This is a genomic window from Streptomyces sp. AC627_RSS907 (assembly GCF_019049165.1).
Genome location: NZ_JAGMUE010000129.1, coordinates 1 through 26,047 on the forward strand (window position 1 = coordinate 1; position 26,047 = coordinate 26,047).

At 71.0% G+C, this 26,047-nt stretch carries 20 protein-coding genes and 1 pseudogene; 3 read left to right on the plus strand and 18 right to left on the minus strand.

From position 1 onward, the window contains the following. Positions 1 to 430 (plus strand): sigma-70 family RNA polymerase sigma factor (locus KUM32_RS26920; RefSeq protein WP_217144556.1); only part of this gene is annotated, 430 nt, incomplete at its 5' end. A 485-nt stretch (positions 431 to 915) separates the two neighbouring features. Here the strand turns inward: KUM32_RS26920 and KUM32_RS26925 are convergent. The 13 genes from KUM32_RS26925 to KUM32_RS26985 all read right to left on the minus strand — a co-directional run bounded on the left by KUM32_RS26925 (position 916) and on the right by KUM32_RS26985 (position 18,019). After that, on the minus strand, positions 916 to 2,430 hold the full coding sequence (locus KUM32_RS26925; RefSeq protein WP_217144557.1) for an FAD-binding oxidoreductase: 1,515 nt from the start codon (positions 2,428 to 2,430) through the stop codon (positions 916 to 918). Between the two features lie 783 nt (positions 2,431 to 3,213). Then, positions 3,214 to 4,164: a superoxide dismutase gene (locus KUM32_RS26930; RefSeq protein WP_217144558.1), complete on the minus strand. Its 951-nt coding sequence runs from the start codon at positions 4,162 to 4,164 to the stop codon at positions 3,214 to 3,216. A 778-nt stretch (positions 4,165 to 4,942) separates the two neighbouring features. Beyond that, the gene (locus KUM32_RS26935; RefSeq protein WP_217144559.1) at positions 4,943 to 5,197 is read right to left on the minus strand and encodes a hypothetical protein; all 255 of its coding nucleotides are present in this window, start codon (positions 5,195 to 5,197) and stop codon (positions 4,943 to 4,945) included. Between the two features lie 359 nt (positions 5,198 to 5,556). Continuing rightward, positions 5,557 to 6,756: an ABC transporter permease gene (locus KUM32_RS26940; protein ID WP_254406192.1), complete on the minus strand. Its 1,200-nt coding sequence runs from the start codon at positions 6,754 to 6,756 to the stop codon at positions 5,557 to 5,559. A gap of 106 nt (positions 6,757 to 6,862) precedes the next feature. Beyond that, entirely contained in the window at positions 6,863 to 7,594 is a 732-nt protein-coding gene (locus tag KUM32_RS26945) for an ABC transporter ATP-binding protein (protein ID WP_308408728.1), read from the minus strand. A gap of 85 nt (positions 7,595 to 7,679) precedes the next feature. Continuing rightward, complete coding sequence (locus KUM32_RS26950) at positions 7,680 to 9,221, minus strand: peptidoglycan-binding protein (protein ID WP_308408729.1); 1,542 nt, start codon at positions 9,219 to 9,221, stop codon at positions 7,680 to 7,682. Beyond that, positions 9,218 to 10,138 (minus strand): hypothetical protein, encoded by a 921-nt coding sequence (locus KUM32_RS26955; protein WP_217144561.1) that lies wholly within the window; start codon positions 10,136 to 10,138, stop codon positions 9,218 to 9,220. The genes KUM32_RS26950 and KUM32_RS26955 overlap by 4 nt, the downstream gene beginning before the upstream one ends. A gap of 122 nt (positions 10,139 to 10,260) precedes the next feature. Continuing rightward, positions 10,261 to 10,524 carry a hypothetical protein gene (locus KUM32_RS26960; RefSeq protein WP_217144562.1) on the minus strand — a complete coding sequence of 88 codons (264 nt, stop codon included), beginning with the start codon at positions 10,522 to 10,524 and terminating at the stop codon, positions 10,261 to 10,263. A gap of 524 nt (positions 10,525 to 11,048) precedes the next feature. Continuing rightward, positions 11,049 to 11,600 (minus strand): SigE family RNA polymerase sigma factor, encoded by a 552-nt coding sequence (locus tag KUM32_RS26965; protein ID WP_308408730.1) that lies wholly within the window; start codon positions 11,598 to 11,600, stop codon positions 11,049 to 11,051. A 589-nt stretch (positions 11,601 to 12,189) separates the two neighbouring features. Then, a complete protein-coding gene (locus KUM32_RS26970) occupies positions 12,190 to 15,516 on the minus strand; it encodes a S8 family serine peptidase (protein ID WP_217144564.1) in 3,327 nt (1,108 codons plus the stop codon). Between the two features lie 117 nt (positions 15,517 to 15,633). Then, entirely contained in the window at positions 15,634 to 16,647 is a 1,014-nt protein-coding gene (locus KUM32_RS26975) for an ABC transporter (RefSeq protein ID WP_217144565.1), read from the minus strand. After that, on the minus strand, positions 16,644 to 17,585 hold the full coding sequence (locus tag KUM32_RS26980) for an ABC transporter ATP-binding protein (RefSeq protein WP_217144566.1): 942 nt from the start codon (positions 17,583 to 17,585) through the stop codon (positions 16,644 to 16,646). The genes KUM32_RS26975 and KUM32_RS26980 overlap by 4 nt, the downstream gene beginning before the upstream one ends. After that, complete coding sequence (locus tag KUM32_RS26985; RefSeq protein ID WP_217144567.1) at positions 17,582 to 18,019, minus strand: GntR family transcriptional regulator; 438 nt, start codon at positions 18,017 to 18,019, stop codon at positions 17,582 to 17,584. The genes KUM32_RS26980 and KUM32_RS26985 overlap by 4 nt, the downstream gene beginning before the upstream one ends. 420 nt (positions 18,020 to 18,439) lie before the next feature. Between KUM32_RS26985 and KUM32_RS26990 the strand changes: the two are divergent. Both KUM32_RS26990 and KUM32_RS26995 read left to right on the plus strand, forming a co-directional pair. Continuing rightward, positions 18,440 to 18,607, plus strand: a pseudogene (locus KUM32_RS26990) (L,D-transpeptidase family protein); the annotation flags it as partial. Positions 18,608 to 19,086: 479 nt separating this feature from the next. Further along, positions 19,087 to 20,304, plus strand: coding sequence for an adenosylhomocysteinase (locus KUM32_RS26995; protein WP_217144568.1), 1,218 nt, complete (start codon positions 19,087 to 19,089; stop codon positions 20,302 to 20,304). Between the two features lie 73 nt (positions 20,305 to 20,377). Here the strand turns inward: KUM32_RS26995 and KUM32_RS27000 are convergent, their stop codons facing one another. The 5 genes from KUM32_RS27000 to KUM32_RS27015 form a co-directional block, all read right to left on the minus strand. Then, positions 20,378 to 22,270, minus strand: coding sequence for a LamG-like jellyroll fold domain-containing protein (locus KUM32_RS27000; protein WP_217144569.1), 1,893 nt, complete (start codon positions 22,268 to 22,270; stop codon positions 20,378 to 20,380). A gap of 362 nt (positions 22,271 to 22,632) precedes the next feature. Then, positions 22,633 to 23,379 carry a hypothetical protein gene (locus tag KUM32_RS27005; RefSeq protein WP_217144570.1) on the minus strand — a complete coding sequence of 249 codons (747 nt, stop codon included), beginning with the start codon at positions 23,377 to 23,379 and terminating at the stop codon, positions 22,633 to 22,635. 73 nt (positions 23,380 to 23,452) lie between these two features. Then, positions 23,453 to 23,761, minus strand: coding sequence for an RNA polymerase sigma factor (locus KUM32_RS43865; RefSeq protein WP_254406194.1), 309 nt, complete (start codon positions 23,759 to 23,761; stop codon positions 23,453 to 23,455). Beyond that, positions 23,758 to 23,976 (minus strand): RNA polymerase sigma factor, encoded by a 219-nt coding sequence (locus KUM32_RS43870; protein WP_254406195.1) that lies wholly within the window; start codon positions 23,974 to 23,976, stop codon positions 23,758 to 23,760. The genes KUM32_RS43865 and KUM32_RS43870 overlap by 4 nt, the downstream gene beginning before the upstream one ends. A gap of 414 nt (positions 23,977 to 24,390) precedes the next feature. Next, the gene (locus tag KUM32_RS27015) at positions 24,391 to 26,040 is read right to left on the minus strand and encodes an OPT family oligopeptide transporter (RefSeq protein ID WP_217144573.1); all 1,650 of its coding nucleotides are present in this window, start codon (positions 26,038 to 26,040) and stop codon (positions 24,391 to 24,393) included. Positions 26,041 to 26,047: the final 7 nt, after the last annotated feature.

Below are 26,047 nucleotides of genomic sequence, written 5' to 3' on the forward strand. Positions count from 1 at the left end.
TGACTGGCACCGTGCGGAGGACCTGCTGCAGGAGGCCTTCGCCCGGGCGTGGCGGCACAGTGCCATGTTCGACGGGGACATCGACAAGGCACGGCCGTGGTTGTTCACCGTGGTGCGCAACCTGGTCATCGATCATCACCGGGCCTGCCGGATCCGGCCGGTCGAGACGCAGTTGTCCGATGTGCAGGAGACCGTTTCCGCGGATGAGTCGGACCGTGTCCTGACCGCGCGGGTGGTCGCGGAGGCAGTGGCCGAACTGCCCGGGCAGCAGCGTGAGGTGATCACGCTCATGTATTTCAGCGGGTACACGGTCACCCAGGCCGCGGAACGCCTGGGCATCCCGGCGGGGACGGTGAAGTCCCGGTCCTACTACGCCATGCGGGAACTGCGCAGACTCCTGGCCGATCGCGGGGTGCTCCTGGGGGACTGACCCTTCCCGCGTCCGGGCTCCGCCGCCACGGAGCCACTCCGGGCACCCCCCACCCCACCAGCCCGGACCACCCCGCGCACGACACCGAACACCGACAAAAGCCCACTGCTCACCGTACAGACCAAGGACTGCGGGCCCTCACACACCCTCGGCAGCGGCTGGCTCGAGGGGTACGACACAGCCCGACCCTCACCTTCATCAAGCGCTCGACGCCGTCACGACGGGCTACAAGCAGTCGGAACGCACGCGATCGACCTCGTCGTCCTCGTGCGAACCGGTGTCCGCTACGGTCCGGGCGCGTAGTCGTAAGTGCCGCATCCTTCCTGTCCGTCACGCGGTTCGTCGCCGTCACAGATCCTGAGGGTGGACACGCTCAGCACGGCATGTCCCTGTCCGGCGCCAGGGCGCCGGACAGAGACATGCTTCATCGATGCTCCCGGAGCGCCAGGGCGCCGGTCAGGCCCGCGACCCGTGGGAGGCGGCCATCAGCCCCGCGGAGGGATGTTGTGGTTGATCCGGAACGTGTTGCGCGGGTCGTAGCGGTGCTTGAGCTGCCTCAGCCGGCGCCAGTCCTGCACCGTGTACGCAGCCCGTACCGCGTCGGGCGTCGTGTCGAGCGAGTTGAGGAAGTTGGGGAACGCCCCGCCCGTGAGCACGTCGCCCATCCCGTCCATCAGCTTCTGCTGCACCTGGCGCAACTGAGCGCCCGCGTCGGGCGGCGCGAGCATCGCGGAGAAGAAGGTGAACCCGGCGTCACGGTGGCCGATCGCATTGGCGTGCCGGGGACGGTGGGAGAGCGCGCCGCCGAGCTGGCGGATGCTGACAGCACCGGGCGGCAGCGTGACGCCGGGCCCCGCCAGGGCCAGCAGCCGCGCGACGGTGCGGTCGTCGAGGCGGCGGACCAGGCCGGTGCGCTCCCACGCGGGCATGGGCGTCGTCGGGTCGTTGTAGACCTCGCCGATCCGGGTGTGCGGCAGCTCCTTGACGGTGTTCGCCAGCGGCTGCCCGAGCAGCATCGGCCGCAGCAGTCGCTCCCCGTCCTTGACGCTTCCGAGGTACGCGAAGCGGATGTTGACCAGGAGCTGCCCTCGCAGCGGCTCGGGCACGCTGGGCAGGTCGGGCATCCGCGCCAGGGTGAACTCCGACGCCGCCTTCTCCGGCAGCCGGGCCGACCAGTTCTGGTAGGCCCGCAGCAACTGCGGGGCCAGGGCACCCGGGTAGGTGAGGGTGCCGCCGTAGAGCGTGCGGATGGGGAACAGTTCCACGTCCATCGAGGTGACGAGCCCGAAGTTGCTCTTGCCGCCGCGGACGCCCCAGAACAGGTCGGGGTACCGGGAGGGCGACACCTCGCGCACCGTCCCGTTGGGGGTGACGATGCTGAACCGGCGCACGTGGTCGGCCGCGTAGCCGAACGCCCGCCCGAAGACGGGCAGTCCGCCGCCCGTGACGTAACCGATGGCACTCACGCCCGGGGCGGATCCGACGAGCGGCGCGAGCCCGTGCTCGGCGGCGGCCTTGACGACCTCGGCCCACTTGGTGCCGGCCTGGATGCGGGCGGTACGGGTCCGCGGGTCGATGCGCACCCCGGTCATGTGACGGGTGTTCACGAGCAGCGCCCCGTCGGCCGGTACCCCGATGCCGTGACCCGTGGCCTGCACCGCCACCGGGAGGCGGCGGCGCGCACCCCAACGGACGGCAGCGGCAGCCTCCTCGGTCGTCCTGGGCAGCGCGATGGCCTCCGGATCGTGGGTGACGGTCAGGTTGAAAGCCGCCTTCTCCTCGGCGAAGCCCGCGTCACCGGGCCGCAGCAGCGACAGGCGCTCCTTGTCCGAGGCGGCCTCGGGCGGGGACGCCTCGCCGGTCGTCGCCGCCCACAGGCCGAGAGTAACCGCGCCTGCAGCCGCTCCGCCCACCCCGGCGAGCCGTAGTGCGGACCGCCGCGTCAGCTTGTGGCTCCCGCCGTTGCCGCGCCTGGCCGTGTCGTCCTTCGGTGTTGTCATGTGCTTGTTTCCACTTTCCTGGCTGATGTGCGCGCCGTCATCACCGGGGCGAGCGGCGCCGTTTCACTGCGGGGAGAGGCACGGAGCGTCCGTGCTCCGGCAGAACGTCGGGTGAGTCCGCGCGGAATGAGCTCAGCGCTGCGCCACCAGCCCGGCGTCCGGTTCTGGTGTGCCGCGAGACAGCTCTGACATGGGCGGATGGTGGGGGGATACGGACCTGCGGCGACGGTGGGCCGCGGGGTGCCACTGCTGGATCCCGCTGCCAACACCGCGCTCACCGAGGTGGCACGGCCTCATGCGGTCAGAGTGGGGCGGACACGCCACCCGGCGGCCCGCAGATGCCGTTCATGCGCGTCTCGTCGTCGCTGGGTTCTAGAGCATGTGGGGACTCCTTGCCGATCTCTGCACTGACTGAGCGTCGAAACGCGGCGGCCCGGCACCACCGGGTGGGCCCCGTCAGGAGGCACTACGGCTGGGGAACCTCGCCGGTTCGGGCAAGGTGCGTCTTTTCCCACGAGCCGGCCCGTGGGCGGGGCGGCATCGGAGAGGACGATGCCTTCTGGAGTCGTCGTCGAGCTTGACATGTACCCGGCCCGTGTCACCTGCCCGCCGCGGGGCTCGGACAGTGCCGGTCCGGTCTCACTCCGGCCCGGACACCGGAAGACGTACCGGGGTGCCTGGGCGGGGTTCCGCTCGGCTGGGGAGACCGTCGCACGCGCGGACGCCGGGAAGCGGGCCAGCACGCTCGCCACGTGTGCTGACCCGCTTCTCACATGCACTGGATCAGAGTGGGACAGCCACTCCCGTGAAGGTCGTCTCCGGGACCTGAGGGCTGGTGAAGCGGGCGTTGACCAGGTACAAGTGATGGCCGTAGCGGGCGGCTGTGGTCGGCACGTCGAAGCGCGGGTCCTTGATGGTGCGGCGCAGTCTGGCGCGCTGCGTGTCCCGGGACAGCTCCCAGACGCTAATCAGGTTCGAGTGGTTCTGGACGACGTACAGGGTGCGGCCGATGCGCACCAGGCCGTCACCGTTGACGACCGACCCCGCGCCGCCCTCAAGGGTGATCCGCGAGGTCGTGCCCGTCCTGAGGGAGATCTGGTGCAGCGCGCCGGACGTGGTGTTTACCACGATCACCCCGCGGCCGTCCTGCGTCGCCACGATGCCGTTCGAGTTGGTGGCCTGCGGGAGCTGCTCCCAGTCCCCGGTGAGGGGAAGCGTGCGCACGCGCCCACGGCCGTCACGCGGGACGCTGTACAGGACCCCGTTGACGGAGTCGGTGAACCACGCCCGGTCACCGATCAGCACGACGTCGTTGACGAACGTCGACGAGGCGCGGGTCAGCCGGTAGGTGTGCAGCAGTTCGCCCGTGCGGGCGTTGATGACACGCCCCGTCCCGCCGTCGCCTCCGGCGACGTACAGCAGACCGTCGTGGTCCAGTTTCAGGCCGATCGCCGTAGTGCCCGGGGTTCCCGCGTGCACGATTCGGCCGTTGCCGGTCCTGAGGTCGGTGCGGTAGATGGCGCCGTTGGCCCGCGAGCCCATGTAGGCGTAGGGCTTCGCTCCGATGGTGATGCCCTCTGGGAGGAACCCGTCGGGGAGCGGGAACTGCGTCGGCCAGGAATGCCTCGTTCCGGCTTGAGCCGGGCCAGCTCCGACGGCCAGGGTGAGCGCTGCGGCCGAGACACCGCCCAGCACGGCTCGCCGGGACGGCTGAGGAAGGTTGTTCCGAGTCATCGTCTGAACCTCCGTAAGAGGTGGTACGAGAAGGTCGGTGACATGCTGTCTTCCACAACGGTGTGATGCGGTGATCGGTTCACGTGGTGGCCCATCGGATGCGCACGGTGGTGACGCGCTCACCGGCTCGCGCCGGAATGGGCGTCGCGCCGCTGTCCACGACGCAGCCGTCCGTTCCGTCAGTCGCTGGATGCCCTTCACCCTCCGCCCCGTCGGCGCGGAGGGCTGGAATGACCTGGCCTGTGCCCGACCGCAGTGCTCAGTCCGAACGAGGACTGACGGGATGCACCTTCTGATGGCGGACCGGCTCGCATGGGGTAGGTGCCGGGGAGATGTGTCAGCCGGTGAGGCGTCCGCCACCGGTCGTGGAGGGGGCGACGGCGGTGGGAGCGGGTCCGCAGTGGTGGCCCTGGGCCAGGCCGTCTCGGTGGAGTCGGCGACCGCGCGGGCTCACCGGCACGTGGCCGGGGCCCCCGGAAGAGGCCCCGGCCCGCGAGCCGGACCGATCCGCCGTGTGATCGGCCGGTCGCACGGCGGACCGGCCACGACGGTCCTCTCCGTGGCGGACGCCGGTGCCGGGCACCGGCGTCCGTTCTCAGGGCCGACGGGCCGGTGGCGCGACCGCCTTCATGACCTCGCGCACGATGACGGCCGACGGTTCCTCCCGGTCACGTCCACGCGGGGCACCGTCGTACCTGCGGCCGGCGCACTCCGCGTCCGTGCCCGGACGCTCACCGCGCACGAGGTGGTCACGGCAGAGGGGGCCGGACCGGGTCCGTCAGAAGCTGTACCGCCAGACGGCCGGTCCGTCCGCGGTGTCCACCGCCTTGGCGACCAGGCCTACATTGGCGCGGTAGGTGAAGGTCTTGATGCTCAGGTCGTTGGGATACCTGCGGACGTTGACCCGAATTTCGCGGGTCGGATTGACAGTTATCTTCCAGCAGGGGTCACCGGGCTCGATGATGGTCGAATGGAAGGTCCGGCCGATGGCGGTGTCGTCGTCCTCGGGCATCATGTACCTTCCGTGCGCCACGACGGAGTAACTCCCCTCGGCACACACCCACAGTTCCCCAGCCGTGGGAGTGTCGGCCGCGGCCGGCGTCGCGCCGGCGCCCACGAGCGCGGCGCTCGCCGCCAGCACCGAACCGATCGCACGACCGCGGGTCAGAAGCCTTCGTTCCACTGTGTTCCTCGCTTCAATCGTCGAAACCGGCGTGCCGCGAGCGGTGACAGCCCCCGGCACGCATGCATGTCCGACTACGAGATGCGGATCACACGGGTTCATGTACGGGGCGTCTGATTTTCGCGTCGCGGCGGCGGCAGGGCAGGACACCCCGTGGGCGGCCTCCCGCGGCGGGCGGGAAGCCGCCTGTGCCCCGGCAGGCGGAGTGGTCAGGCGGGGCCGCGCAGTGACTCCGTGGGCTGCATGCGCGCCGCCTTCAGGGACGGGTAGAGGCCGGCCAGGAGCCCCGTCACGGCACCGGCCACGGGGGCTCCCAGGGCCAGCCCGAGGTCGATGACCGGCGTCCACTGCCTGGCCGCCGCCACGGACACCACCGTCAGCACACCGATGGACGTACCGATGACACCGCCCAGTCCGCCGATCAGCACCGATTCGAGGAGGAACTGCTGGGCGATCTGACGGCGCGAGGCTCCCAGTGCCCGTCGGAGGCCGATTTCGCCGACCCGCTCCATCACCGTCACCAGGGTCACGTTCGCGATGCCGACGGCGCCGACGAACAGCGACACCAGCCCCAGTGCCAGGAACATGCCGTTGATGTCCCCCGTGACCGCCTTCCGTGCGTGCGACAGGTCCGGCGGCGCTGTCACGGAGAGGGCGTCCGCGTGGCCGGGTGCCAGCGCGATGGGTGCCTGTCTGGCGACCTGCGCGGCACCTCCCATGACCGTGTTGACGACGACCTGGGTGATGTCCCGCAGCCCGAATCGCTCCTCGGCGGTGGTGGGAGGCAGGATGACGGCGGCGGACAGCCGCTTCTCGCGTTGCAGCCCGTCCATCACACCGATGACCGTGTACGCCTGCCCCTGGATGAAGATCACGGGTGAGCCTTCCACCCGCTCGACGCCCAGCAGGCGGGCCGCCTGGTCGCCGAGGACGGCCACCCGTTCCCGGCGGGCGATGTCACCCCGGTCGAAGAACCGGCCGGTGCTCACCCGGCCGCGCAGGGCCGCGGGCAGGTCGGTCGTCGCGGCCACCACCGCCAGGTTCCGCGGCGGGTCCCCGCCAGGGGTGACGATGTCGTTGGACCGCACCGGTATGTTGGCCGTCCTCTCGGAGTCGGACAGCGCCGCCACAGAGCGCACGCCCGCCAGCCGTTGCACCGCTTCCACCCCGGACCAGTCCACGAGGACATCCTCCTGGCCCGGGGGCCGCGAGGGGACGGTGACCGTGACCGAGGTGGCGGTCAGGGCGTCGAACCGGCCCACGATCTGGCTGCCCGCTGTCGTGGCCACGCCCAGCGTGATGACGAGGGTCGCGATACCGAGAACGGTGCCGAGGGTCGTCAGCGCGGCGCGCACGGGTCGCGCGAGCATGCCCGCGACGGCTTCGGCCCATACGTCCCGCGCGTACATGCGCGGCCGGTCCGCGCCGCCGGCAGGGCCCGCGGATCCGGCGGGTGCGGCCGTGCGCGCCCGCCGGCGGAGGGACCGGGGCAGGGTGGGTCGGGCATCTCTCATCTCAGCCCCGTTCGGCGCGCAGGACACCGTCGTTGATGCGGACAGACCGGCCGGCCCGGCGGCTGACCTCGCCGTCGTGAGTGATGACGAGGAGCGTCACGCCCTGTTCTCGCAGTTCGTCGAAGAGGTCCAGGATCACCGCCGTGTTGTCGGTGTCCAGGTTGCCGGTGGGCTCGTCGCACAGCAGGATCTCCGGTTCTGTCAGCAGCGCGCGGGCAATCGCGACTCGTTGGCGTTCCCCGCCGGAGAGCCGGACCGGCCGGAATCCGGCGCGGTGGCCCATGCCGACGCGGTCCAGGACGGCCAGCGCCCGTTTCCTGCGGCTGCTTCTCGACGTCCCGGCGGGAGGGCGGTGGTAGAGCTCGGCGAGCATGACGTTCTCCTCCACCGTCCGGTGGGGCAGGAGGTGGAAGGACTGGAAGACGAAGCCGATACGGCTGCCGCGCAGCACGGCACGCTGCGCGTCGCCCAGTTCGGTCGTCTCGACCCCGCCCAGCCGGTAGGTACCCGACGTGGGCCGGTCGAGGAGACCCAGCGTGTGCAGCAGCGTCGACTTCCCCGACCCTGAGGGGCCGACGATGGAGAGGTGCTCACCCTGCCGCACGACGAGGTCGATGCCGCGCAGGGCGTGCACGGGCGGGGAGCCGGGATAGGTACGGACGACGTCGCGCAGCTCGATGACGGGCTTCGCCTCGCGGCCGTCCGGGACGGGTACGCCCAGGGGGTCGCTCACGGCCGTGCCGTCGCGGACGGGCGCCCAGGGGCCGGGGTCGACACGGGGTGCGTGCGCGGCGCCCGGTCCGTCGGGCCGGCGGGGCTCACGTGCCCACGACCACACGGTCGCCCTCCTCCAGGTTCCCTCCCACGGGTGTGACCTCCACGAGGTCACCCGCGGACACCCCCACCTTGACGCGGACCCGGACCGTCCGTTCCCCTCTCTCCACCCGGATGTGTGTCTCTCCTCCGGCGGATGTGTGCACACCGACGACGGGAACGGCCAGGACCGGGCCGTCGGACGTGTCGACCTGGACGGACACGCGGACGGAGGAGCCGGCCTCATCGGTGAGCGCACGCGAGTCGGACAGTTCGATCTCCACGGTGCGCGGAGCGGAGGGGTCGGTGCCTTCCGGTTCGCCGGCCGTGCCGTCGTCCGTCGCCGCTCCGTCCGTCGCCGCTCCGTCCCCCGTGGCTGCCGCTCCCTCGGTCTCCTCGGCACTCCCGGCCGCGCCCGCGGAGGTCACGCCCCGTACCTTTCCCCGGGAGGCAGTTCCGGCGGCCGTCGTCACTTGCGCCGGCATACCGTTGGTGAGCAGTGCCGCGTCGGCGGCCGGAAAGACGGCTTGGACCACGATGTCCGGGCTGGTTGTGGTGCCTATCTCGCCGGAGGCCGCGTCTCCGGCCGACAGCGCCGTCTTGTCCAGACGCACCGGCAGCTGCGGCAGGAAGATCACCTCTCCGGGGGAGATCTTGGTGCCGAAGCTCGCCTGAAAGGCGCTGAGTGCTTCGTTGGCCGTCTTCAGAGCCTCGCGTTTCGCGGTGAGCCGCAGTTCTTTGACCCGGTCCGGTACTTCTGTGGTCTCGGGACTTCCGTTGACGCCGCCGGCATCGCCCGTCTCGGTTTCCCGGGTGTCGGCTTGCGTTTGTTCTTCCTGCGCGAGCAGCAGCGCTTCCTGTGCGCTGTAGACCGCTTGTTGCAGTTCTCCCAGCCGCTGCCGGTCGGCGGTTCCGGGTTCCTGGGCGCGGTAGCCCTTGCTTCGATACCAGCGGCTGACCGCTCCGGCCGTGCCCTGCCGGTACACCCCGCTGACGGTACCGGGGTCGAAGCCCAGCCGCCGCAGCGCACGCTGCAGTTGCACCACGTCCTGCCCCGACGTGCCTGGTGTCATGGACCGGTACATCGGCACGTTGCCCTGGAGCACGAAGACGGGGCGGCCGTCGACCTCCATCAGCACGTCGCCTTCCTTGAGCGTGCGTCCGGCCTGCGGGGCACGGGTGACGCGCTGCTCGCCGCCCTCGGTCTCGTCCGTGTCCGAGGGGCCGCTGCCGACCGCGCCGGAGAGCATCAGTTTCTGCGGCGCGGCGTACTCCACGGATCCCGTCGCCACGACGGTCGCCGCGAGCGGGCGTCGCTCGACCGGCACCGTGACCGGGCCGGCGTCCGGCGGGCGCTGGGAGGCGGCCATCTCCGCCGGCGAGCGCACATGGGTGCCCGCGTACCAGCCCCCGCCGCCGATGAGCAGCGCCACCGCGACCAGTACGGACAGCCGTTTCCGGTGGTTGGCGGCACGGTCCGGCCCGCCGCCCCGCTCGTCGGCGGTCTCCGGTCCGCCCGCAGGCTTCACCGGTCCGTGTCCCGTCACCCCTGGCCTCCGCTGTAGGGGTGGGCCTTCAGCTTGGGGAAGTACGCCGACCTGAAGTCCTTACCGCACTCCAGGTCGGCGAGCGCCGCTTCTATCTCCCGGGACAGGGCCTTCTCCGCGTTCTTCCGGTCCATCTGGGCCACGCCCTCGGCGGGCATCGCGGCGCTGATGCCGAACTTGACTGTGTCCCCGATTTCCGTGGGCTGGGTGTTGCTCACCGTCAGGCCCTTGCCGCGCAGGCATGTCGCGTAATCCTGCGCGAGACGTATGAGCTGCTCGTCACCGTTGAGCGCCTGGCCCGAGCGCCGGTTGCGTTCCTCCTGTGCCTCCCACTGACGCTTCCGGTCGGCCTCCGATCCGTAGACCTCCTTGTTCGCCTCGCCCGTGCACCCGCCGAGGCTGGACCCCTGCGACTGGCCCAGTGGGTTCTCCGAGCCGGTCAACGCCTTGATGTAGGCGGCCTGCTGGCTGGGCTTCAGGGCTTTGACGTAGGCGGAGTTGGGGTCGTTGGCCATGCCGCCGGTGCCTTCGACCCGTTCGGCGTCATCCGGGTAGACGGCCGCCGAGTAGATCCCGAAGCCGTACTTCTGCCGGAACGTCTTGGTCAGTTCGTAGTCCTTTCCGTCGGTCGCGTTCCCGCCTGCCTTGGTGTTCGGAGCGGCGACGTGGGGCCGGTACTCGAAGCCCCGCTTCTTCATGCACGCGGCGACAGCGTTCTCCAGGAGGTAGAGCTTCTTGGTTTCCGGGTCGGCGTCGGCCGGGGCCACGGCCCCGTCCTGTGCGGTCCCGGCGGAGGGCGTGGCAGCCCGGTCGTGCGCGTTCGCGTCGTCCGACGAAGAGGACGGGCCGCAGCCGGCCGCGAACGCGGTGACGACGGCGATCCCGCCGACGAGCTTGCCGACGGAAGTGCTGCGCATGAGCACGTGTTCTCCTTGCAGTGTTCGGTCTGGCCGGCTGGACGGGTCCGTGCCGGCCTGGTGATGCCGCGCACCCGCCGGTGGCGTGCGGCCCGGGAGGTCCCGCGGTGCCGCGGTGCCGCTCAGCGGGTGGCGACGGCGAGTTTCAGCAGACGGGGGTCGGAGGCCAGGGAGTAGAGGCTTCTGGCCGAGATGGGGGGCGGTTTGTCATCAAAGGTGACGAAGAGGGGACGGATGCCGACCTCCACCGCCCAGCCCGAGGCGGCCAGGTGGATGACTCCCACCACGTCATCCTGCTGCGTGTCGACCAACTCGTAGGCGCGGGCCCCGTTCGCGGCTCGGAAGGATGCCGGGCACAGGCTGAGCTCCTTGCCCCAGGGATCCACTTCTGTGTGGGCGTTGCCCGTGGGGCCGCATCCGTCTTGCCTGTCAGTGGCCCCGAAGCGCGGGGGATGTGGTCCAGTCATCCGGGTGACGGTGACGGAGAGAAGGAGGTCTTCTCCTGTCGGGCGTCGGATGGCGACTGAGAGCTCCGTGCCCTCCTGCTGCAGTGAAAGGTCGTAGCGGCCCGAGCCCGTTGCGGATCCGTCGGACGGAGGGTCGGACACGGATCCCCAGCTGTCAGGGATCAGCTCCGCCAGGTCGGCGGCGGAGAGAGCCCGCACCACCGGGCGCGTCGCGGGAGGGTGAGCCTGTGGGGCCGGAAGGGACTGTGTGACCACCGCCGCCGCCACGCATGCGGCCGCGGCCGTGGTCACGGCGACCGTCCACCGCCGGCGCCTGCGCAACGTGGCTCCCTGTCGCATCGCCGCCGGTACCAGGTCCCGCAGCGGTGGTTCGGGGCCCGGGTCGAGGTCGCCGAGGGCACGGGCGATGTCCGTCCCGGGATCCTCGTGATGCCGGTGAGCCGTCACCACTCCCACCTGCCCCGCGCGCCGGCACCGTGCGCCGACGCCTCCTCCAGTGCCGTCCCGCCGAGCAAACGCCGCATGGACGACAGGCCGCGCGCCGTCTGGCTCTTCACGGTGCCAGCGGTGCACCCCAGTACCTCGGCCGTCTGATCCACGCTCAAGTCCTCCCAGAATCTCAGCACCAGTACCGCCCTGCGGCCCGCCGACAACTGGCCCAGGGCCTGCACGAGCGTCATCCTCAGCACCGGGTCACTCTCCGCCGACGGCCTCTCGGGAACCTCCGCCGACGCGCCGAGCCACTCCCGCCAACGGCTGCGCCGTGTCTCGTCGACGAAGCTCCGGTACAGGACGCGCCGGGCGTAGGCGTCGGGTGACTCCATCCGGCTGACCCTTCCCCACGCTGCGAACACCTTGGCCAGGCACGTCTGCGTCAGGTCCTCCGCGAGGTGCCAGTCGCCACTGAGCACGAAGGCAGTGCGGCGCAGCCGCGGCTGCACGCTACGGGCGAAGTCCTCGAAGGAGAGATCAACGGTCTCCTTCTTGAGCCTCACCGGCAGCCCACCGCCCGCGCCCGGTCGGCACGCGGCCGTCGGTCGGCAGGGGACGGGGCGGGGCCGGATCTCACAAGTTCTCCCACGTCGCATGAACGCTTCGTCGGGCGCGCAGGGTTGCCCGGGAAACAGAGTTTTTTGCCGGCAGCCGGACAGGGACGCGAACCGCCCGTGAGGCACCGGGGCACCGACTGACGGAATCGGCCCTCGTGACGTATCGCCCTGGGCCGGCGCGAGGGGCGGGCCGGGAGGGTAGGGCGGGTGAGGAAGCACCGGCCGGCGAGTGCGGGTGCCGCGCGGCCGGGACGACGGCCCGCGGGCGGCGGTCGTGCTGACCGGCATCGGCCGGGGCCACGCGGTGTGACGTGAAAGCCGCTGGAGGAGTGCTGTGGCCCGCCGGGCACACGACGCCGTGCCTCCTTCGGCGTGGGCGTTCGCCGCCACTACGGGCTGTCTGCGGCATCGGTTCGCAGTGACCCGCGATGTCACTCAGCGTGCTGTCCGTACCGTGTTCGGGCTCTGCTCGACCTGGTGCACGAGAGGGCCCCGCCGGCGTACCGGCGGAGCCCTCTCGTGGGGTGGTGCGCTCCTACGCGGTGGTGCGGTAGGCGCGGTGGATCGTCTGGGTCAGGGTGTTGCCCTTGGCGTCGGTGAGGGTGACGCGGAGGGAGACCGGGCCGGGCTTGGCGGGGCTGCGCAGCTTGAGGTGCTCGCCGCCGACGGCGGTGGTCTCCTTCCAGGTCCTGCCGTCGTCGTAGGAGACGGCGAAGGCCAGCTTGCGCAGCGTGCTGACCTTGGTCGCCGCGCCCTGGAGCCGGAAGGGCACGGTGAGGGTCGTACCGGCCTTGGCGGTACTGGCCGTCGACAGGGAGGGCGAGAAGCGGACGACGGTCAGGGGGAGCCGCTGGGGGGCGTCACCGGAGACGTGCGCCGAGGTGAAGGTCCAGGCGGCGGTCACGCGGGTGCTGACCGTGGACAGGGCCGCGGAGCGGGAGACGTCCGTGGCGAGCTTGTACGTGCGCTTGCCCCGGGGCACCGTGTACGAGACGTGGTCCAGTGGGGTGTCCACGGCGAAGACCTTCTTGCCGTCGGCGTGGAGCGAACTCCTGGCCTTCGTGTGCTCGGAGTAGCCCCTGTTGCCTGCGCCGTCGGAGAAGAGCGGTAGGGAGGCCGAGAAGGTGTCGCCCTCGCGGATCGCCTGGGGATGGTCGAGGTCGGTCGGGGCGGAGTGGGAAGAGAGGGACGGACCGAAGACGCCGAAGTTGAAGCGGTGGGTGTGGACCTTGCCCGCCGCGTACGTCCTCGGCTCGGTCATCTGCGAGCTCTCCTTCACCGGAGAGCCCTCGGCGTCGGGGGCACCGTACTGGATGACCTCGTGGGACCACTCGATGTCGTTGGGCAGTACGTAGTCGGTGCCGGTGTACGGCAGCCGGCCGGTGGTGTCCAGGAAGTTCCATCTGGCGCCGTGTATCAGCGGTGAGGCGTAGCGGGCCATGGTCTTGCCCTTGCCGGTCGTCCCGGCCACGATCTCGACCTTGGTGAAATCCGCGGGCTTGAAGTTCCGGGTGAAGCCGGACAGATCACCCGTCCGATGGAAGGCCAGCCGGTAGTTGACGCTCTTGTTGGCCCAGACGCCGTGGTACATCACGGACGCCTCGGCGGCCGGCACCCGGGCGCCGAGGTGCCCGACACGCACGTCGTCGAAGGAGCTGTTCTCGTACGCGGAGCCGTAGTCGGGAGCGAGGAAGTGGATCGCCGTGCCCACGGACGTGGCCGCGCGGTCCGGCACCGTGATCCTGACGGGCTTCGCCTTGCGGGCGTCCATGACCACGGTCGTGTCCTTGGTCAGGGCGAACTTCGGCTGGAACAGCAGCGATCCCCCGGTGTCCGGCGTCCATATCCGGCCGTCCAGAACATAACGCCCCTTCGGCAGGCGGAGGGTGGCCTCGCCGTCGCGTTCGTCGGCCGCGTTCGTGTAGACGTCGGTGTCGAGACCGTGGATGGTGGTCGAGCCGTCGGCGGCCGCCTTGCCCCGGACGTCGAGGTGTTTGATCGTCAGGTCGTACGACTCGACCTCGCGGATGACACCGAGGGAGGTACGAGCCGTGGTGGTGCCGTCGTTGGTGGTGGCGGTCAGTGAACCGCCGAAGCTGCCGTCGGTCGTTCCCACGCGGGTGTCGGTGGTCACGGTGGCGGTCGCCTCGCCGCCCGCCGGGACGGTGAGTCGGCGCGGCGAGACGGTGAACATCCCCTCGGCGGCGGTCTTCCCGTCCGTGCCGTAGGCCTCGGTGGCCAGGTCGAGGGTGACCGGCTCGGTGCCCGCGTTGCGGTACGTGACCTCCTTGTCGACCGGTCGGTCGTCGGTGTGGGGGTACGACTGTGTTCCGAAGTTCAGTGTGGTCGGGCTGCTGGTGAGCTGCTGGGGGATCGCCTTGGCGACATCGACCCGGCCGGTGCCCTGCGCGAAGGCGGAGGTGCGGGCGGCCGGCTTCACGGAGGCGGTGAGGGCTGCCTTGATCTGCGGGCCGGTCCAGTCCGGGTGCTGGTGCGCCAGGATCGCCGCGGCGCCCGCCACGTGCGGGGTCGCCATCGAGGTGCCGCTCATGGAGACGTAGCCGTCGGCAGCGGGGTCGCCCTGGGTGCCCTCGGCGGCCTTGGCGGCGACGATCTCCACGCCCGGCGCGGTGACGTCGGGCTTGAGGAACCCGTCGATCGTCGGACCGCGGCTGGAGAACTCCGCGAGGGTGTCCTGGCCGTCGACCGCGCCCACGGTGAGCGCGGCGGCCGCGCTGCCGGGGCTGCCGACGGTGCCTTCCTGGGGGCCTTCGTTGCCGGCGGCCACCACGAACAGGGTGCCGGAGGAGGCCGACAGGTCGTTGACCGCCTGTTCGAGGGGGTCGACGCCGGGGGTGTCGTCGCCGCCCAGGCTCATGTTGACGACGTCGGCGCCCTGGTCGACGGCCCACTGCATGCCGGCGATGACGCCGGAGATGTCACCCTCGCCGTAGTCGTCCAGCACCTTCCCGGCGAGGAGCCGGGCGCCGGGGGCGACACCCCGGTACGCGGTGCCGGCGGGAGACGCGGCTCCGGAACCCGCGATCGTCGAGGCCACATGGGTGCCGTGGCCCGCGCGGTCGACGGTGTCGGGGGCCGTGGAGAAGTTCTTCGCCTCCTCGACCCGGTCCTTCAGGTCCGGGTGCGTGGTGTCGATGCCGGTGTCGAGGACGGCGACCTTGACGCCCTTGCCGTCGTAGCCCGCCCGGTGCGCCGCCGGCGCGCCGATCTGCGGCACGCTCTTGTCCAGGGAGGCCTTGACCTTTCCGTCCAGCCAGATCTTCCTGACCTCCGCGGAGCTGTCGGCGTCGGTGAGGGTCTTCCACAGGGCGGCGCCCCGGTCCTTGCGGGCGCGCAGGGCGTCACCGTTGATGCTCGGCAGATCCCGCCGGACGGTCGTGCCCGCGTCCCGCAGGGCGCTCGCCGACACGGACCTGCCCTTGTCGTAGGTGACGATCAGCGGTACGTCGGAGCGGTGGGCGTCGTCGTGGCGCTCACGCGTCAGGAGCGTGACGTCGAACAGCCGCCGGTCGGCGGTGCCGTTCACGATCAGCCGTTCGGCGTCGCGCGGCACGACGTAGGCGTGGCCCCCGGCCTGCTGGATGCGGAAGGCCATGCCCTTGCGGCCTTCGCCGGCCACCACGCCGGTGACCCTGCCCTTGGCGTCGAGGGTCACCCGGTCGCCCGTGACGAGGGTGACCGTCCGGGCGGGGGCGTCGGCGCGGGGTGCGTCCGGGGCGTCCTGGGCGGCCGCCGCGCCGCCCGGGGTGACGGCCAGCAGACCGGCGCCGAGTGCCGCCGCCAGGGCGGCTGCCGAGGGCGCGGTCGCGACCGCTCTCTTCCTGTGCTTGTGCTGGGGCAACTCAAGCCTTTCGTCAGGTTTTCGGGCAGCGTCAAGCCGCGTCGGGGCGGCTTGAGGCCGCCCCGGACGCGTAGCGGGAGGTGAGGGACCGGGCCGGAGGGAGTGCCCGGCGGATGCTCAGACGACGCGCTTGCGGCCCCGGAGCACGATGAACGCCGCGACGGCGGCGGTCAGGGCCAGCAGGATCGAGGCACCGAGCCACTGCATGGAGGCCATCTGGGATACCGGGATGTATTCGACCGACCACCCGACGATGCTCTTCTTCGCAGCGCAGGCTTCGGTGGCTTTCTCCGACAACGATTGGCAGGTGCTCTGGCCGAGGAGGTCACCGGAGCTCGTGAGATAGGACGTGTCCACCTCGTAGGCGGCGTCGGGCATTTCCGGCTGGGGGCTCTGCATCCCGTCACGGGTGGTGATCGTGACACTGTTCGCCAGCGACATCCGGGAGTATGCCCAGACCACTTGTACGACGACGGCGAAGCCCATGGTGACGACCATGGACAGCAGCATCCGGCGGAGCAGCATGCCGATCGCCACGCCGCCGAAGAGGGTGAACAGGGAGAGCGCCGTGAGCATGGGTCCGCTGTTGTCGAAGACCTCCTTGTCGGCCCAGTGCAGGAAGAAGTTGGACGACTTGGCAGGGGACCACCACCAGGTGAACGCCGCGGCGACCGCCGCGGTGCTCACCCCGACGATCAGGGCGGTCACTCCGAGCTTGGTGGTGAGCCAGCGGACGCGGCTTGTGGACTGCGTGCTGACCAGCTTCGCGGTGCCGTTCTCCAGGTCAGCGGCAAGGAGGGGGGCGCCGATGAAGACCCCGATCAGAACGGGCAGGTAGTTCAGGGGTACGGAAACCGCCCTGAGCAGCGCCATAGTGGGGGCCTGGTGCTCCCAACCCTCCTTCAGGTCGCCGGGGTAGCCGTATCCCTCGAGGTAGGTGACCAGCCCCTGGCGCTGGTAGACGATGACGGCGGTCGCGACGACGCCGCCGATCAGAAGGGTCCAGTAGGCGGCGCGGTGCTGCCGCCACACGAGCCAGGTCACCCCGCGGAGCCGAAGGGCCCGGTCACGGCCGGCGTCGGACGGGGCCGAGCCGGAGGAGGCGTTGCCGATGCTGGTCAACGTGCTCACGCCGCCACCTCCGGGTCCACGTAGGAGCTGGGGCTGATCAGCGGCGGGGCGTCGGGCGAACGCAGGTAGGCGAGCAGAAGTTCCTCCAGATCCGGGGTGGACGCCTGCCACGGGCCGGTGACGGGGCCGTCGGGGCGGATCATGGACGTGAACTGGCGTCCGCTGATACGGGTTTCCACCACGGTGTGATACGCCAGTTCCGCGGGCGCCCGCCCGTCGGAGTGGGCTCCGGTCACCACGGCGTGGGCGGTGCGGAGTTCGTCGACCTCACCCGCCAGCCGCAGCCCGCCGTTGGCGATGACCAGCAGGTAGTCGCAGGTGTTTTCCAGCTCGGAGAGCATGTGGCTGGACATCAGCACGGTGGTGCCGCGTTCGGCGGCTTCGGACAGCAGCGTTCCCATCATCTCGTGCCGCACCAGTGGGTCCAGGTCCGACATGGGCTCGTCGAGGAGCAGCAGGTCGGGACGCTTGCCGAACGCCATGGCGAAGGCCACCCGGGTGCGTTGTCCGCCGGAGAGCGTGCCGATCTTCGCGTGGAAGGGCACGTTGCCCGCCCGGACGATGGCCTCGGCGGCCTTCTGGTCCCAGCCGGGATTCAGTTCCCGGCCCATGCGCAGGGTCTCGGCGACGGTGAAGCGTCGGAACAGGGGCTTCTCCTGGGCGAGGAACGCGGTCCGCCGAGTGGCCTCCGCGGATTCCGGGGCTTCGCCGAAGACGCGCAGGGTACCGGTGGACGGCTCCAGCAGGTTCGCGGCGATGGCCATCAGCGTGGTCTTACCCGCACCGTTGGGGCCCACCAGACCGCAAATCCGTCCGGCCGGCAGCCGGAAAGAGCAGTCTCGCAGGGCCCAGCCGCGGCGGTACTTCCGGCCCACTCCGCGGGCTTCCACGGCGGACGTGCCCGCCCGTCCCCCGTGGCCGGTGTTGTGACTCGTCACCAATGTCCCCTTGTTTCTGTCGTTACGTTTGCAGCGGCTGAGGCGTCGGCTGCTCCTTTGCCATGCCGTTCATCCACCACCGACGTGATCAGAGCCATCACGTCGTCCAGATCGAGCCCCGCCTCGGCGGCGCGGTCCAGCCAGGCGTCCAGTTCACCGCGCAGCGGTGAGTGCATCCCTGCCTGCGGACGGGCCAGTGACTGTCGTACGAAAGTCCCCAGTCCCGGTCGCGCCTCCACCAGGCCCTCTCGCTCAAGCTCGCGGTAGGCCTTGAGGGTGGTGTTGGGATTGACCGCCGTGGTCTCGGCGACCGTCTTGGCTGTCGGCAACTGGTCCCCGGCAGTGAGTACGCCGAGTCGCAGCGCCTGTTTCGTCTGCTGAACGATCTGCTGATAAGCGGGAACCCCGCTCCGTCTGTCGATACGGAACTGCACCCCGTCACCATCATTTCACTAGTCGGCTAGTGAAATGATGATGGAGTGCGGAACGCCGAGCTGTCAAAAAGCGGTCTACGAACGGAAGTCACGGGAGGTCCTTGAGCAACGGGTTGCTGGTCCGGCTTGTGAGAGCTTCCCTCGCCGTGGGCGTGGTGGTGCCCGCCGTGTGCCGTGCCGCTCCGGACGGCGGGATGACGGAGGGGCGCGGCGTGATCGGCATCTGCGGCGACGGCGCCTCCCGCCGTCCGGAGCCGGCAGGGCGGACACCGCGCCGTCGACCGGTCGGCCCGACCGTCCGCATGTGCCCTGCAGGACGCGGCTTCTCGCTCCGCAGGTTCCGGGAGAGTGTCGACCCTCACGGAAGCCTCATAACTGACTGCCAGGGTCGGGCCGTGATCACACGTATGACTCGTACGACTCCCTGCGGACCGCGGCGGCGGCATCTGGCTCCACGTGGACCACGACGGCCCTACCCAGGGCTGCGTCAGCCTCGCCGAGCAGCACGTGAAGGAACTGCTGCGGGCCCTCGACCCCGACCGGCACCCTGTGATCGTCATGGGCGACGCAGCCTCCCTCGCCCGCTGATGTCCCGGACGGACGGCACGTCCGCCCAGGCGGGTCGTCCGCCCGGTCGCGCCGACCCCGCTGGGCCGCGTTCGCGCGCACGGCCGGCTGTCTCCGGCGGGGCGAGGGCGTGCGGAGCACCCGCCTGCTGGGGGTCGGGGGCGTCATCCCTCAGGCTCCGGGGGAGGCCGGGAACTCCGTCCTCGTCGGTCCGGCCCTGTGACGGAAGGGGCCCCGTCCGCTGCGGCAGCAGGCGGGGACAGAGGTCTTGCGGGAGCCAAGTCATGCGTATAACGTCGCGTAGGCAAGTGCTGTGGGCTGTCACAGTGCCGAGCCAGGAGAGGAGGCTTCCCGTTGAACACCATCGGCAGAAGCCGCCGCCTGTGCATCTTCGGCGATCACTCGTACCGCAGCGAGTTCTACGGCTGACCTGTCGGTCTCTTCCGGGGCACCGGTGTGCCCGCTCCACCCGACTCGTCACGATCAGCCTAGGAACCGACATGTCCTCACTTCCCGCTGCCCCTCGTTCCGTCGACCACGACGACACCCGCTGGGCCGCCCGCCACATGCCCCTGCTGGCGCACACGATGCGCACTCACGGTGCCGCCTTCGCGGGCCGGCGCATCGGGATCTGCCTGCACATCGAGCCCAAGACCGCCGTGCTCGTCTCTCACCTGGTGCAGGCGGGCGCCCAGGTCACCCTGACCGGTTCACCCGGCACCACGCAGGAGGAGACCGCCGACGCGCTGCGCGCCGCCGGGGTCGACGTCGTCGGTCACCGCTCCGACGACCTGGAGCAGCACCGCAGGAACATCGCCACGGTCCTCGACTCCCGGCCCGACCTGATTCTGGACAACGGGGGCGATCTGATCGAGGGCGTTCTCGCCCGGGGTGGCATGCCCGGCCTGATCGGGGCCACCGAGGAGACCACCACCGGCGGACTGCGCATCCGCTCCTGGGAGACCCAGCCGGACTTCCCGGTGATCGTCATCAACGACAGCCGGCTCAAGCTGCTCGTCGAGAACGAGTACGGCGTCGGCCAGAGCGTGGTGCAGGGCTTCATGAACGCCACCAACCTCATGATCCCGGGCTCGCGTGCGACGGTCGTGGGCTACGGTCCCTGCGGCCAGGGCGTGGCCGACACCCTCGCTCACCTGGGCGCCCGTGTCGCGGTGGCGGACACCGACCCCTACCGGGCCCTTGAGGCGCTGATGGCGGGTCACCAGGTCGGTGACCTGCGCGACCTCCTGCCCCGGACCCAGCTGCTCTTCCTGGCCACCGGCCGTCCCGGCGTCATCGGTGCGGCGGAACTGGACGTGCTGGCCGACGGCACGGTGATCGCGGGGGTGGGGCATATGCCGTGGGAGGTGGATTCCGAGGCTCTGGCCGCCCGTGCGGTGTCCGTCGAGAGGTCCGGTTCCAGCGGTCAGGAACGGGAGGTGTACCGCCTCGCCGACGACAGGGAGATCATCGTTCTCGCCGGAACCAAGATGATCAACCTGACGGCGGCCAAGGGCAACCCCATCCAGGCCATGGACCTCGGCCTCACCCTCCAGGCGCGCAGCCTCGCAGCGCTCACCGACCGGGTCGGCAACGCCCTGACAGCGGGCGCCCAGCCCGTCCCGGCCACGATCGACCGGCAGGTGGCGTCCGGCCTGGTCGAGCTGCTGAGCGTGGAGCCCGATCGTGCCGGGCGTCCCGGGATGTCCGCCCGCTGAGCCGCGGCCACGGAGGCGGTGGGGCACCGGTGTCGGTGCCCCACCGCCTTCCACGTCCTGCGGGGGAGCCGGGTCAGTCGGCCGGGGCCATGAACTGGCGGGGGGACAGCGGGCGGGCGACGATCCGGGTGTCGCCCATCCAGCCGTAGAAGCCCTGCCCGAACTTCTCGTCGAACTGGGTGGCGCCGAGGACGAACGGCTTGCCCAGGGTGGCGATGCCCGTCGAACGCTGGGCGGGGTTGCGGGCGATCTTCGAACCGTCGACGTAGACCACCGTGCGGCGGCCGTCGTTGACGACGGCGACGTGGGTCCACCGCCCCACCGGCAGGGCGTGGCTCCAGGACGTGGGGTCGGCGTCCTGCCGCTCCGGATACACGACGAACTGCAGGAAACGCTCGGGGGAGAGGTTCAGGCTGCACGTGGGCTCCAGCGGGGACCAGCCAGTGGTCTTGCCGATGTCGCCGTTGCGGCCCTGCCAGCTCAGGATGCCCATCCAGGCGTGATTGCCCTCGAACGGATCGGGCAGCCTGATGAACGTCTCGATGGTGTAGCCGTGCAGGAACTTCTCCCTGTTGAGGGGGGCGCGCGGGCCGGTGGTGAGGATGGCGCCCCGGTCGGGGTTCTGCCCGCCGTCGAAGCGCAGGCTGGCGTGCGCGGGCTGGCCGGGGTGGTGGTCGGTGGAGAAGGTCAGCGCCCGGGGGCCGCTGGAGTGCAGCCGGCTGACGCTGAGGTCGTTGCCGTTGCCGGTCAGGTCGCGCACCACGGTGCCGTCCGGCACCGGAGCGTCCGCCGGTGGCATCGAGGCGCCGGAGGTGTCGAACCGCCAGTAGGCGACCGTGCCGCGTGGCATGACGGCCGAAGCCGGGCGCGGCTTGGGCGGGACGGCCGGGGCGAAGCCCCGGAAACGCTTGTCGAAGTCGATGTCGATGCTGAACCGGTCGGCGTCACTGGTCAGTTCGACCGTCTCCGCGGCCAGCGGCGACCGGTCGGCGGCGTCCCGGGTGAGGAACCAGGGGGAGAACGTCTCCACGTCGACGACGTTGCGGACCAGGTCGAAGTGGTAGAGGCGGATCATGCCCGCGCCGCCGTAGTAGCGGTCCTGGTAGTTGGTGATGTGCAGGTGGACATCGTTGTCGGCGTCGTTCTTCATGACCGTGCGGCCAGGGGGCCAGTAGTGCCCGCCGAGGGCCAGGAAGATCTGGTCGTTGCCCCGGATGAGGGAGTCCCACAGGCGTTGTCCGTTGCCGGACAGGTGGGCGACGCCGTCGTCGTCGGCCCGCACGAGGTCGTGGGTGGTCAGCACGGCGGGAGTGGTGGGGTGGGCGTCGAGCACATCCTGCGCCCAGCGCAGCCCCGAGGCGGACATACGCCAGTCAAGGGCGAGGACCAGCCACTCGCGGCCCGCCGCGCGCAGGAGGTGGTAGCTGTTGTAGCCGTCGGCGGAGGAGCCGCCGAAGGTGGGGGCGGAAGCGAAGCGCCGGGGGCCGAAGGCCTCCAGGTAGGGGGTGTTGCCGCGCTGGTCGTCGCCCGAGGCGATGTCGTGGTTGCCGGCCAGGACGCTGTAGGGGACACGGCCGTCGAGCAGGTCGAAGGTGTCGGCAGCGAGATCGATCTCTTCGCGAGTGCCGTGTTCGGTGATGTCACCGAGGTGCGTCATGAAGGCGACGTTGGCCTCTTTGCGTTGGTTCACCAGGTAGCGGAACGTGGCTCGCAAGGGCTCCGGGTCGGCGCTGTCGGCGTCGAACAGGTACTGCGTGTCCGGCAGCACCGCCAGGGCGAAGCGCGGTGATTCGGTGTCGAGTCGGCCGGATCGGGCGGCGGGCGCCGCCTTGGCGGGCGTGCCGCCTGCGGCGAGGACGGCCGTGCTCGCGGCGGGCAGGGCGACGGCGGCCTGCAGCAGGCGGCGTCTGCCGGGGTGTTCGGATCTGTCCGGGGAGGAGGACTGGTGGGGTTGAGAGAGAGGCATGGTCGTTGCTCCTGAGTCGCATGGTGATCAAGTGACCGGAGCCAAACTGTGGTGAACCCTCGTGACCGTGCCTGTACGTGAAGCTGAACTGAGTGGAAAAGCCTGCCTGGATCTCTTTCGGCAGTGGACTCCTCGGAGAAGGACCCGCGGTGCCAGGCTCTTCGTGGGGGCCGGCCGAACGGTTCCGGACCGGCCCGTCGGTCCGGATCGTCCGTCGGCGACCGGACGGCTCGTGAGCGGGAGCGTTCGGGCATCGCGCGCCCCGCACCGGGGAGGCTGCCTCGCGGGTGCGGCGCCCGGGCTGTACGGGGCCCGCTGCCGGGGCGGGAGGCGGGCACGACGGGGCCCGCCTCCCTCGGGACCTACTCGAACGCGACGCTGTCCGGGGCGACCTGACGGGTGTGGCCGTCGGCGTAGTGGAGGGTGACCTCGCCGGTGAGCGTGCCGTCCGGGTTGCCCTTGGGCCACCAGGCGGACCACCGCCCGTCCAGGACCGAAGCCACGATGTCGCTCCCCGCCTCGTGCAGCGTGACACCGGTGACGTCGTCACCGACAGCGCCGAGGGCGTAGTTGACCCTGAGGCCGCCGCTGCCGCGCGATCCGAGAGTGGAAAGGTTGATCTCGGTGGCGGCGGGCTCGGTCGGTGGGCCGACCACCATGGACAGGCCGGTGTCACCCGTAGCGAGGCAGTAGTAGGCGTCGTCCGGCACCGTGACGATCATGGAGGCGATGTCGCCCCGCTGGTCGGTGTGCGAGATCTTGCCCTGTTCTCCCGCCCCGGTGCTTTCACGGCAGATGGCTTCCGCAGCTCGGCCCTCCGGCGTGGCGGAAGCCAGCCGGTCGGCCTGCGGCGTCCAGGACGCCAGCTGGGCGGAGCTGAACGTCCCGGCATCTCCGCTGAGGGGCAGACCGCCGGTCAGGGCGACGACCGCCGCACCCGCGGCGAGCGCACCCACGCCGGTGAACGCGACGCGCCGCAGCAGCGTGCCGCGCAGGGGCCGGGAGGCGGTGCGCCGGGACGTCCCGGTGTCCAGCCGGATGTCGTCGAGCAGGTCGTCACGGCGCTTCTCCTCGAGAGGAGTCGGTTCCTGACGGGGAGCCGGGTTCATGCCGCCAGCCGGGAGTAGAGGTCGTTTCGCATGAGGCACTTCCTCGATTCGGATCAACGGGGTGGGGCGTGGGTCAGTGCGCGAGGGCGACAGCGGTCCTGTCGTCGTGGCGGTGCGCCGCGAGCGCCTCGGGGACACGTCGCTTGGCGCGCGTCAAGCGCATGGAGTAGGCGGCGCGGGTGCAGCCGAGTACCTGGGCCGCCTCCGCCGCCGACAGTTCCTCCCACACGGACAGTGAGAGGACCTCCTGGTCGGCCTGGGGGAGGCTTTGCCAGGCGTCGACCAGTGCCAGGCGGTCGTCGACACGGTCAGTGCCGTCGTCGATCGTCATGGAGGCCTCTGCCTGCTGGATGCGCACGACCAGCGCGGACTTTCCGTTCATTCCGCGTCCGGCGTTGAGCATGACGTTGCGCGCGGTGCGGAACAGGGGCGGGAGTGCTCGGGCACCTCACCACGCCTGCGCCAGGCGATGAGGAAGGTCTCGCCGACGAGGTCGTCGACGTTCATCGGATGCGCCCGGCGGCGCACGAAGCGCAGAACGTCGTCGTAGTGTGCCCGGTACATCTCGGTGTATCCGGCCTCGGCCTCAGTGGACATGGCATCCTCTCGTTGCTTCTGCCGGTACATGTCGAGACGTGCGGCACTGCAACAGCCCGGACGAACTTTTCCGTCGCTCCGTGGTGAGATGCCTTCCGCCGGGGAGGGCGGCGGGCGGCAAAGGACGCCGAGTGCGGCCGCGGTCGTTCCCGCGGCGCGGCCCGGCGTGCTGGGGGTGAGAGCCGTGAGCCGGCCTGGCGGTGCCTGCGTGCGCGACGATGGATCCGGTGGGGCGTGGTTCGACGGGTGCGCGTGCCTGGAACGGTCCTGGTCCTGGTCCTGGTCCTGGTCCCGCCGGCCGCCGGCGGTGGCGCGGTGCTGCCTGGCCGCGTCAGCCGCCGCGCGGCGCGTGCCGCTGTGGGCACCGCGCCGGGGCGGAGGAGCGTCTTCGGCTCCGCACGTGGGTCCGCCGCGTCACAGGGCCCGGTAGACCTGGGTGACGTCGTGGACGGAGCTGCCCGCCACCAGACCGGCTCCGACGAGGGCGAACGTGTCCTCGGCCCCGTCCTTGCGGCGGCGCCGACGGTGATGGGCGGCCAGCCGGATCGCGAGGACGGCGAGGATGAACCAGCCCGCGTCGGGGATGGCGACCAGGAGCCCGGTGGCGAGCAGGAGCCCCATCTGGCGTTCATGCCCGCCCAGCGCCTGCAACAGTGCGCCGGGTACGGCCCACAGTGCCATCTGTGTGAGCGCCCCCGTGTCGGTGAGGCCGGTGGCGATGGTGTCGGCGTAGACGCGGGCGACCGGCGGGACACGGCCGTCGGCGAGGAAGACGGGCCAGGTGGCGGCCACCACCAGCACCGCGACGGCGAAGCCGACCAGCTGCGCCCGGTACTGCTGTCCGCGTCCGGCCTTCTCGTACGGCTGCCACGGCACGGCGCCCTTGCGCAGCAGCCATCCGGCCTTGAGGTCGAAGCCCATGTCGGCGAAGGCCGGTCCGGTGCTGGCGACGTATCCGACGAGCAGGGCGAGGGGTTCCGCGGGTATGCCCAGGAGCAGTCCCGCGATCATGAACACCAGGGTGAGGGCGAAGGCGGGGAACCACCCCGAGTACATGGCGGTCAGCCCCACGATGAGCTGGTGCACCAGGGCGGCGAGTCCGGCGAAGAGGCTCCAGGCCACCAGTCCCGCCCAGCCCATCCGGACGCCGATCCCGCCGGTCAGACCGACGAGGACGGCACCCAGGAGGAAGAGGAGGCCGCCGTGGACCAGGCTGCGGCGCAGTCGGGGCGTGCCCACCGTGCGCCGGTCGGGCCGGAAGCGGTCGTCGTCCGTCCCGGAGGGTCCAGGGCTGTCGGACGGGGGGGCCGTTCGGCCGTCGCCGCGGCGCAGCAGGCGCAGGGTCTGCACCAGCGCGACACATCCCGCGCCGATCATGACGCCGTGCGGCACGTGGTGGGCGGCGAGGTCGGTGCCCAGGAGGCCGGGGGCGTACTGGGCGACGAGCAGACCGGCGGCGAACATCAGCAGAGCGCAGGGAGTGCCGAGGAAGGCCACACCCGCGGCGCCCATCGGCATCCTCAGCAGGGCTCCGGCCAATCCGACGACGGCAGCGAGCCCGAGCACGCGTGCCTTGCGGCCGCCCTGGTCACCGGCCTCGATGGTGCCCGCCGCGGCGACGCCGCTGGGCCAGGGGGCGTCGGCGGGCAGCAGAGGGGAGTCGAAGACCCGGTACAGCATCCAGCTGTCGACGGCGAGGCCGACGACCGCGCCGGCCAGCAGCGGCCACACCAGGTCGGGCCGGCCGAGCGCGACCGGCACCGCCAGCGGCAGCAGCAGGGAGTTGGCGGCGGCGAAGGTGGCGCCCGAGACGGCCGACTGCACGAGGTTCTGCCGGTGCGGGTCACGCATGCGGGACAGTCCCGGCAGCCGGGAGCGTCCGGCCGCCATGGCGGTCAGGGCTCCGATGACGGCGGTGTTGGCGGCCACTCCGAGGGTGGTGATCAACACCAGGCCGATCACCGCGCCTCCCAGGGACAGGGGGACGGTCAGGGCCAGGGTGGCCGGTTCGAAGGCCGCCGGGTGGCGGCGGAGCGGGGCGGAGGGTTCGGGAGTGGGGGGCATGGGGGGG

Coding starts and splice junctions, on each gene's coding strand:
- KUM32_RS26925 (WP_217144557.1), bottom strand. CDS start 2,430: ATGACAACACCGAAGGACGACACGGCCAGGCGCGGCAACGGCGGGAGC.
- KUM32_RS26930 (WP_217144558.1), bottom strand. CDS start 4,164: ATGACTCGGAACAACCTTCCTCAGCCGTCCCGGCGAGCCGTGCTGGGC.
- KUM32_RS26940 (WP_254406192.1), bottom strand. CDS start 6,756: ATGTACGCGCGGGACGTATGGGCCGAAGCCGTCGCGGGCATGCTCGCG.
- KUM32_RS26955 (WP_217144561.1), bottom strand. CDS start 10,138: ATGCGCAGCACTTCCGTCGGCAAGCTCGTCGGCGGGATCGCCGTCGTC.
- KUM32_RS26995 (WP_217144568.1), top strand. CDS start 19,087: ATGTCCTCACTTCCCGCTGCCCCTCGTTCCGTCGACCACGACGACACC.
- KUM32_RS27000 (WP_217144569.1), bottom strand. CDS start 22,270: ATGCCTCTCTCTCAACCCCACCAGTCCTCCTCCCCGGACAGATCCGAA.
- KUM32_RS27005 (WP_217144570.1), bottom strand. CDS start 23,379: ATGAACCCGGCTCCCCGTCAGGAACCGACTCCTCTCGAGGAGAAGCGC.
- KUM32_RS43865 (WP_254406194.1), bottom strand. CDS start 23,761: ATGAACGGAAAGTCCGCGCTGGTCGTGCGCATCCAGCAGGCAGAGGCC.
- KUM32_RS43870 (WP_254406195.1), bottom strand. CDS start 23,976: ATGTCCACTGAGGCCGAGGCCGGATACACCGAGATGTACCGGGCACAC.
- KUM32_RS27015 (WP_217144573.1), bottom strand. CDS start 26,040: ATGCCCCCCACTCCCGAACCCTCCGCCCCGCTCCGCCGCCACCCGGCG.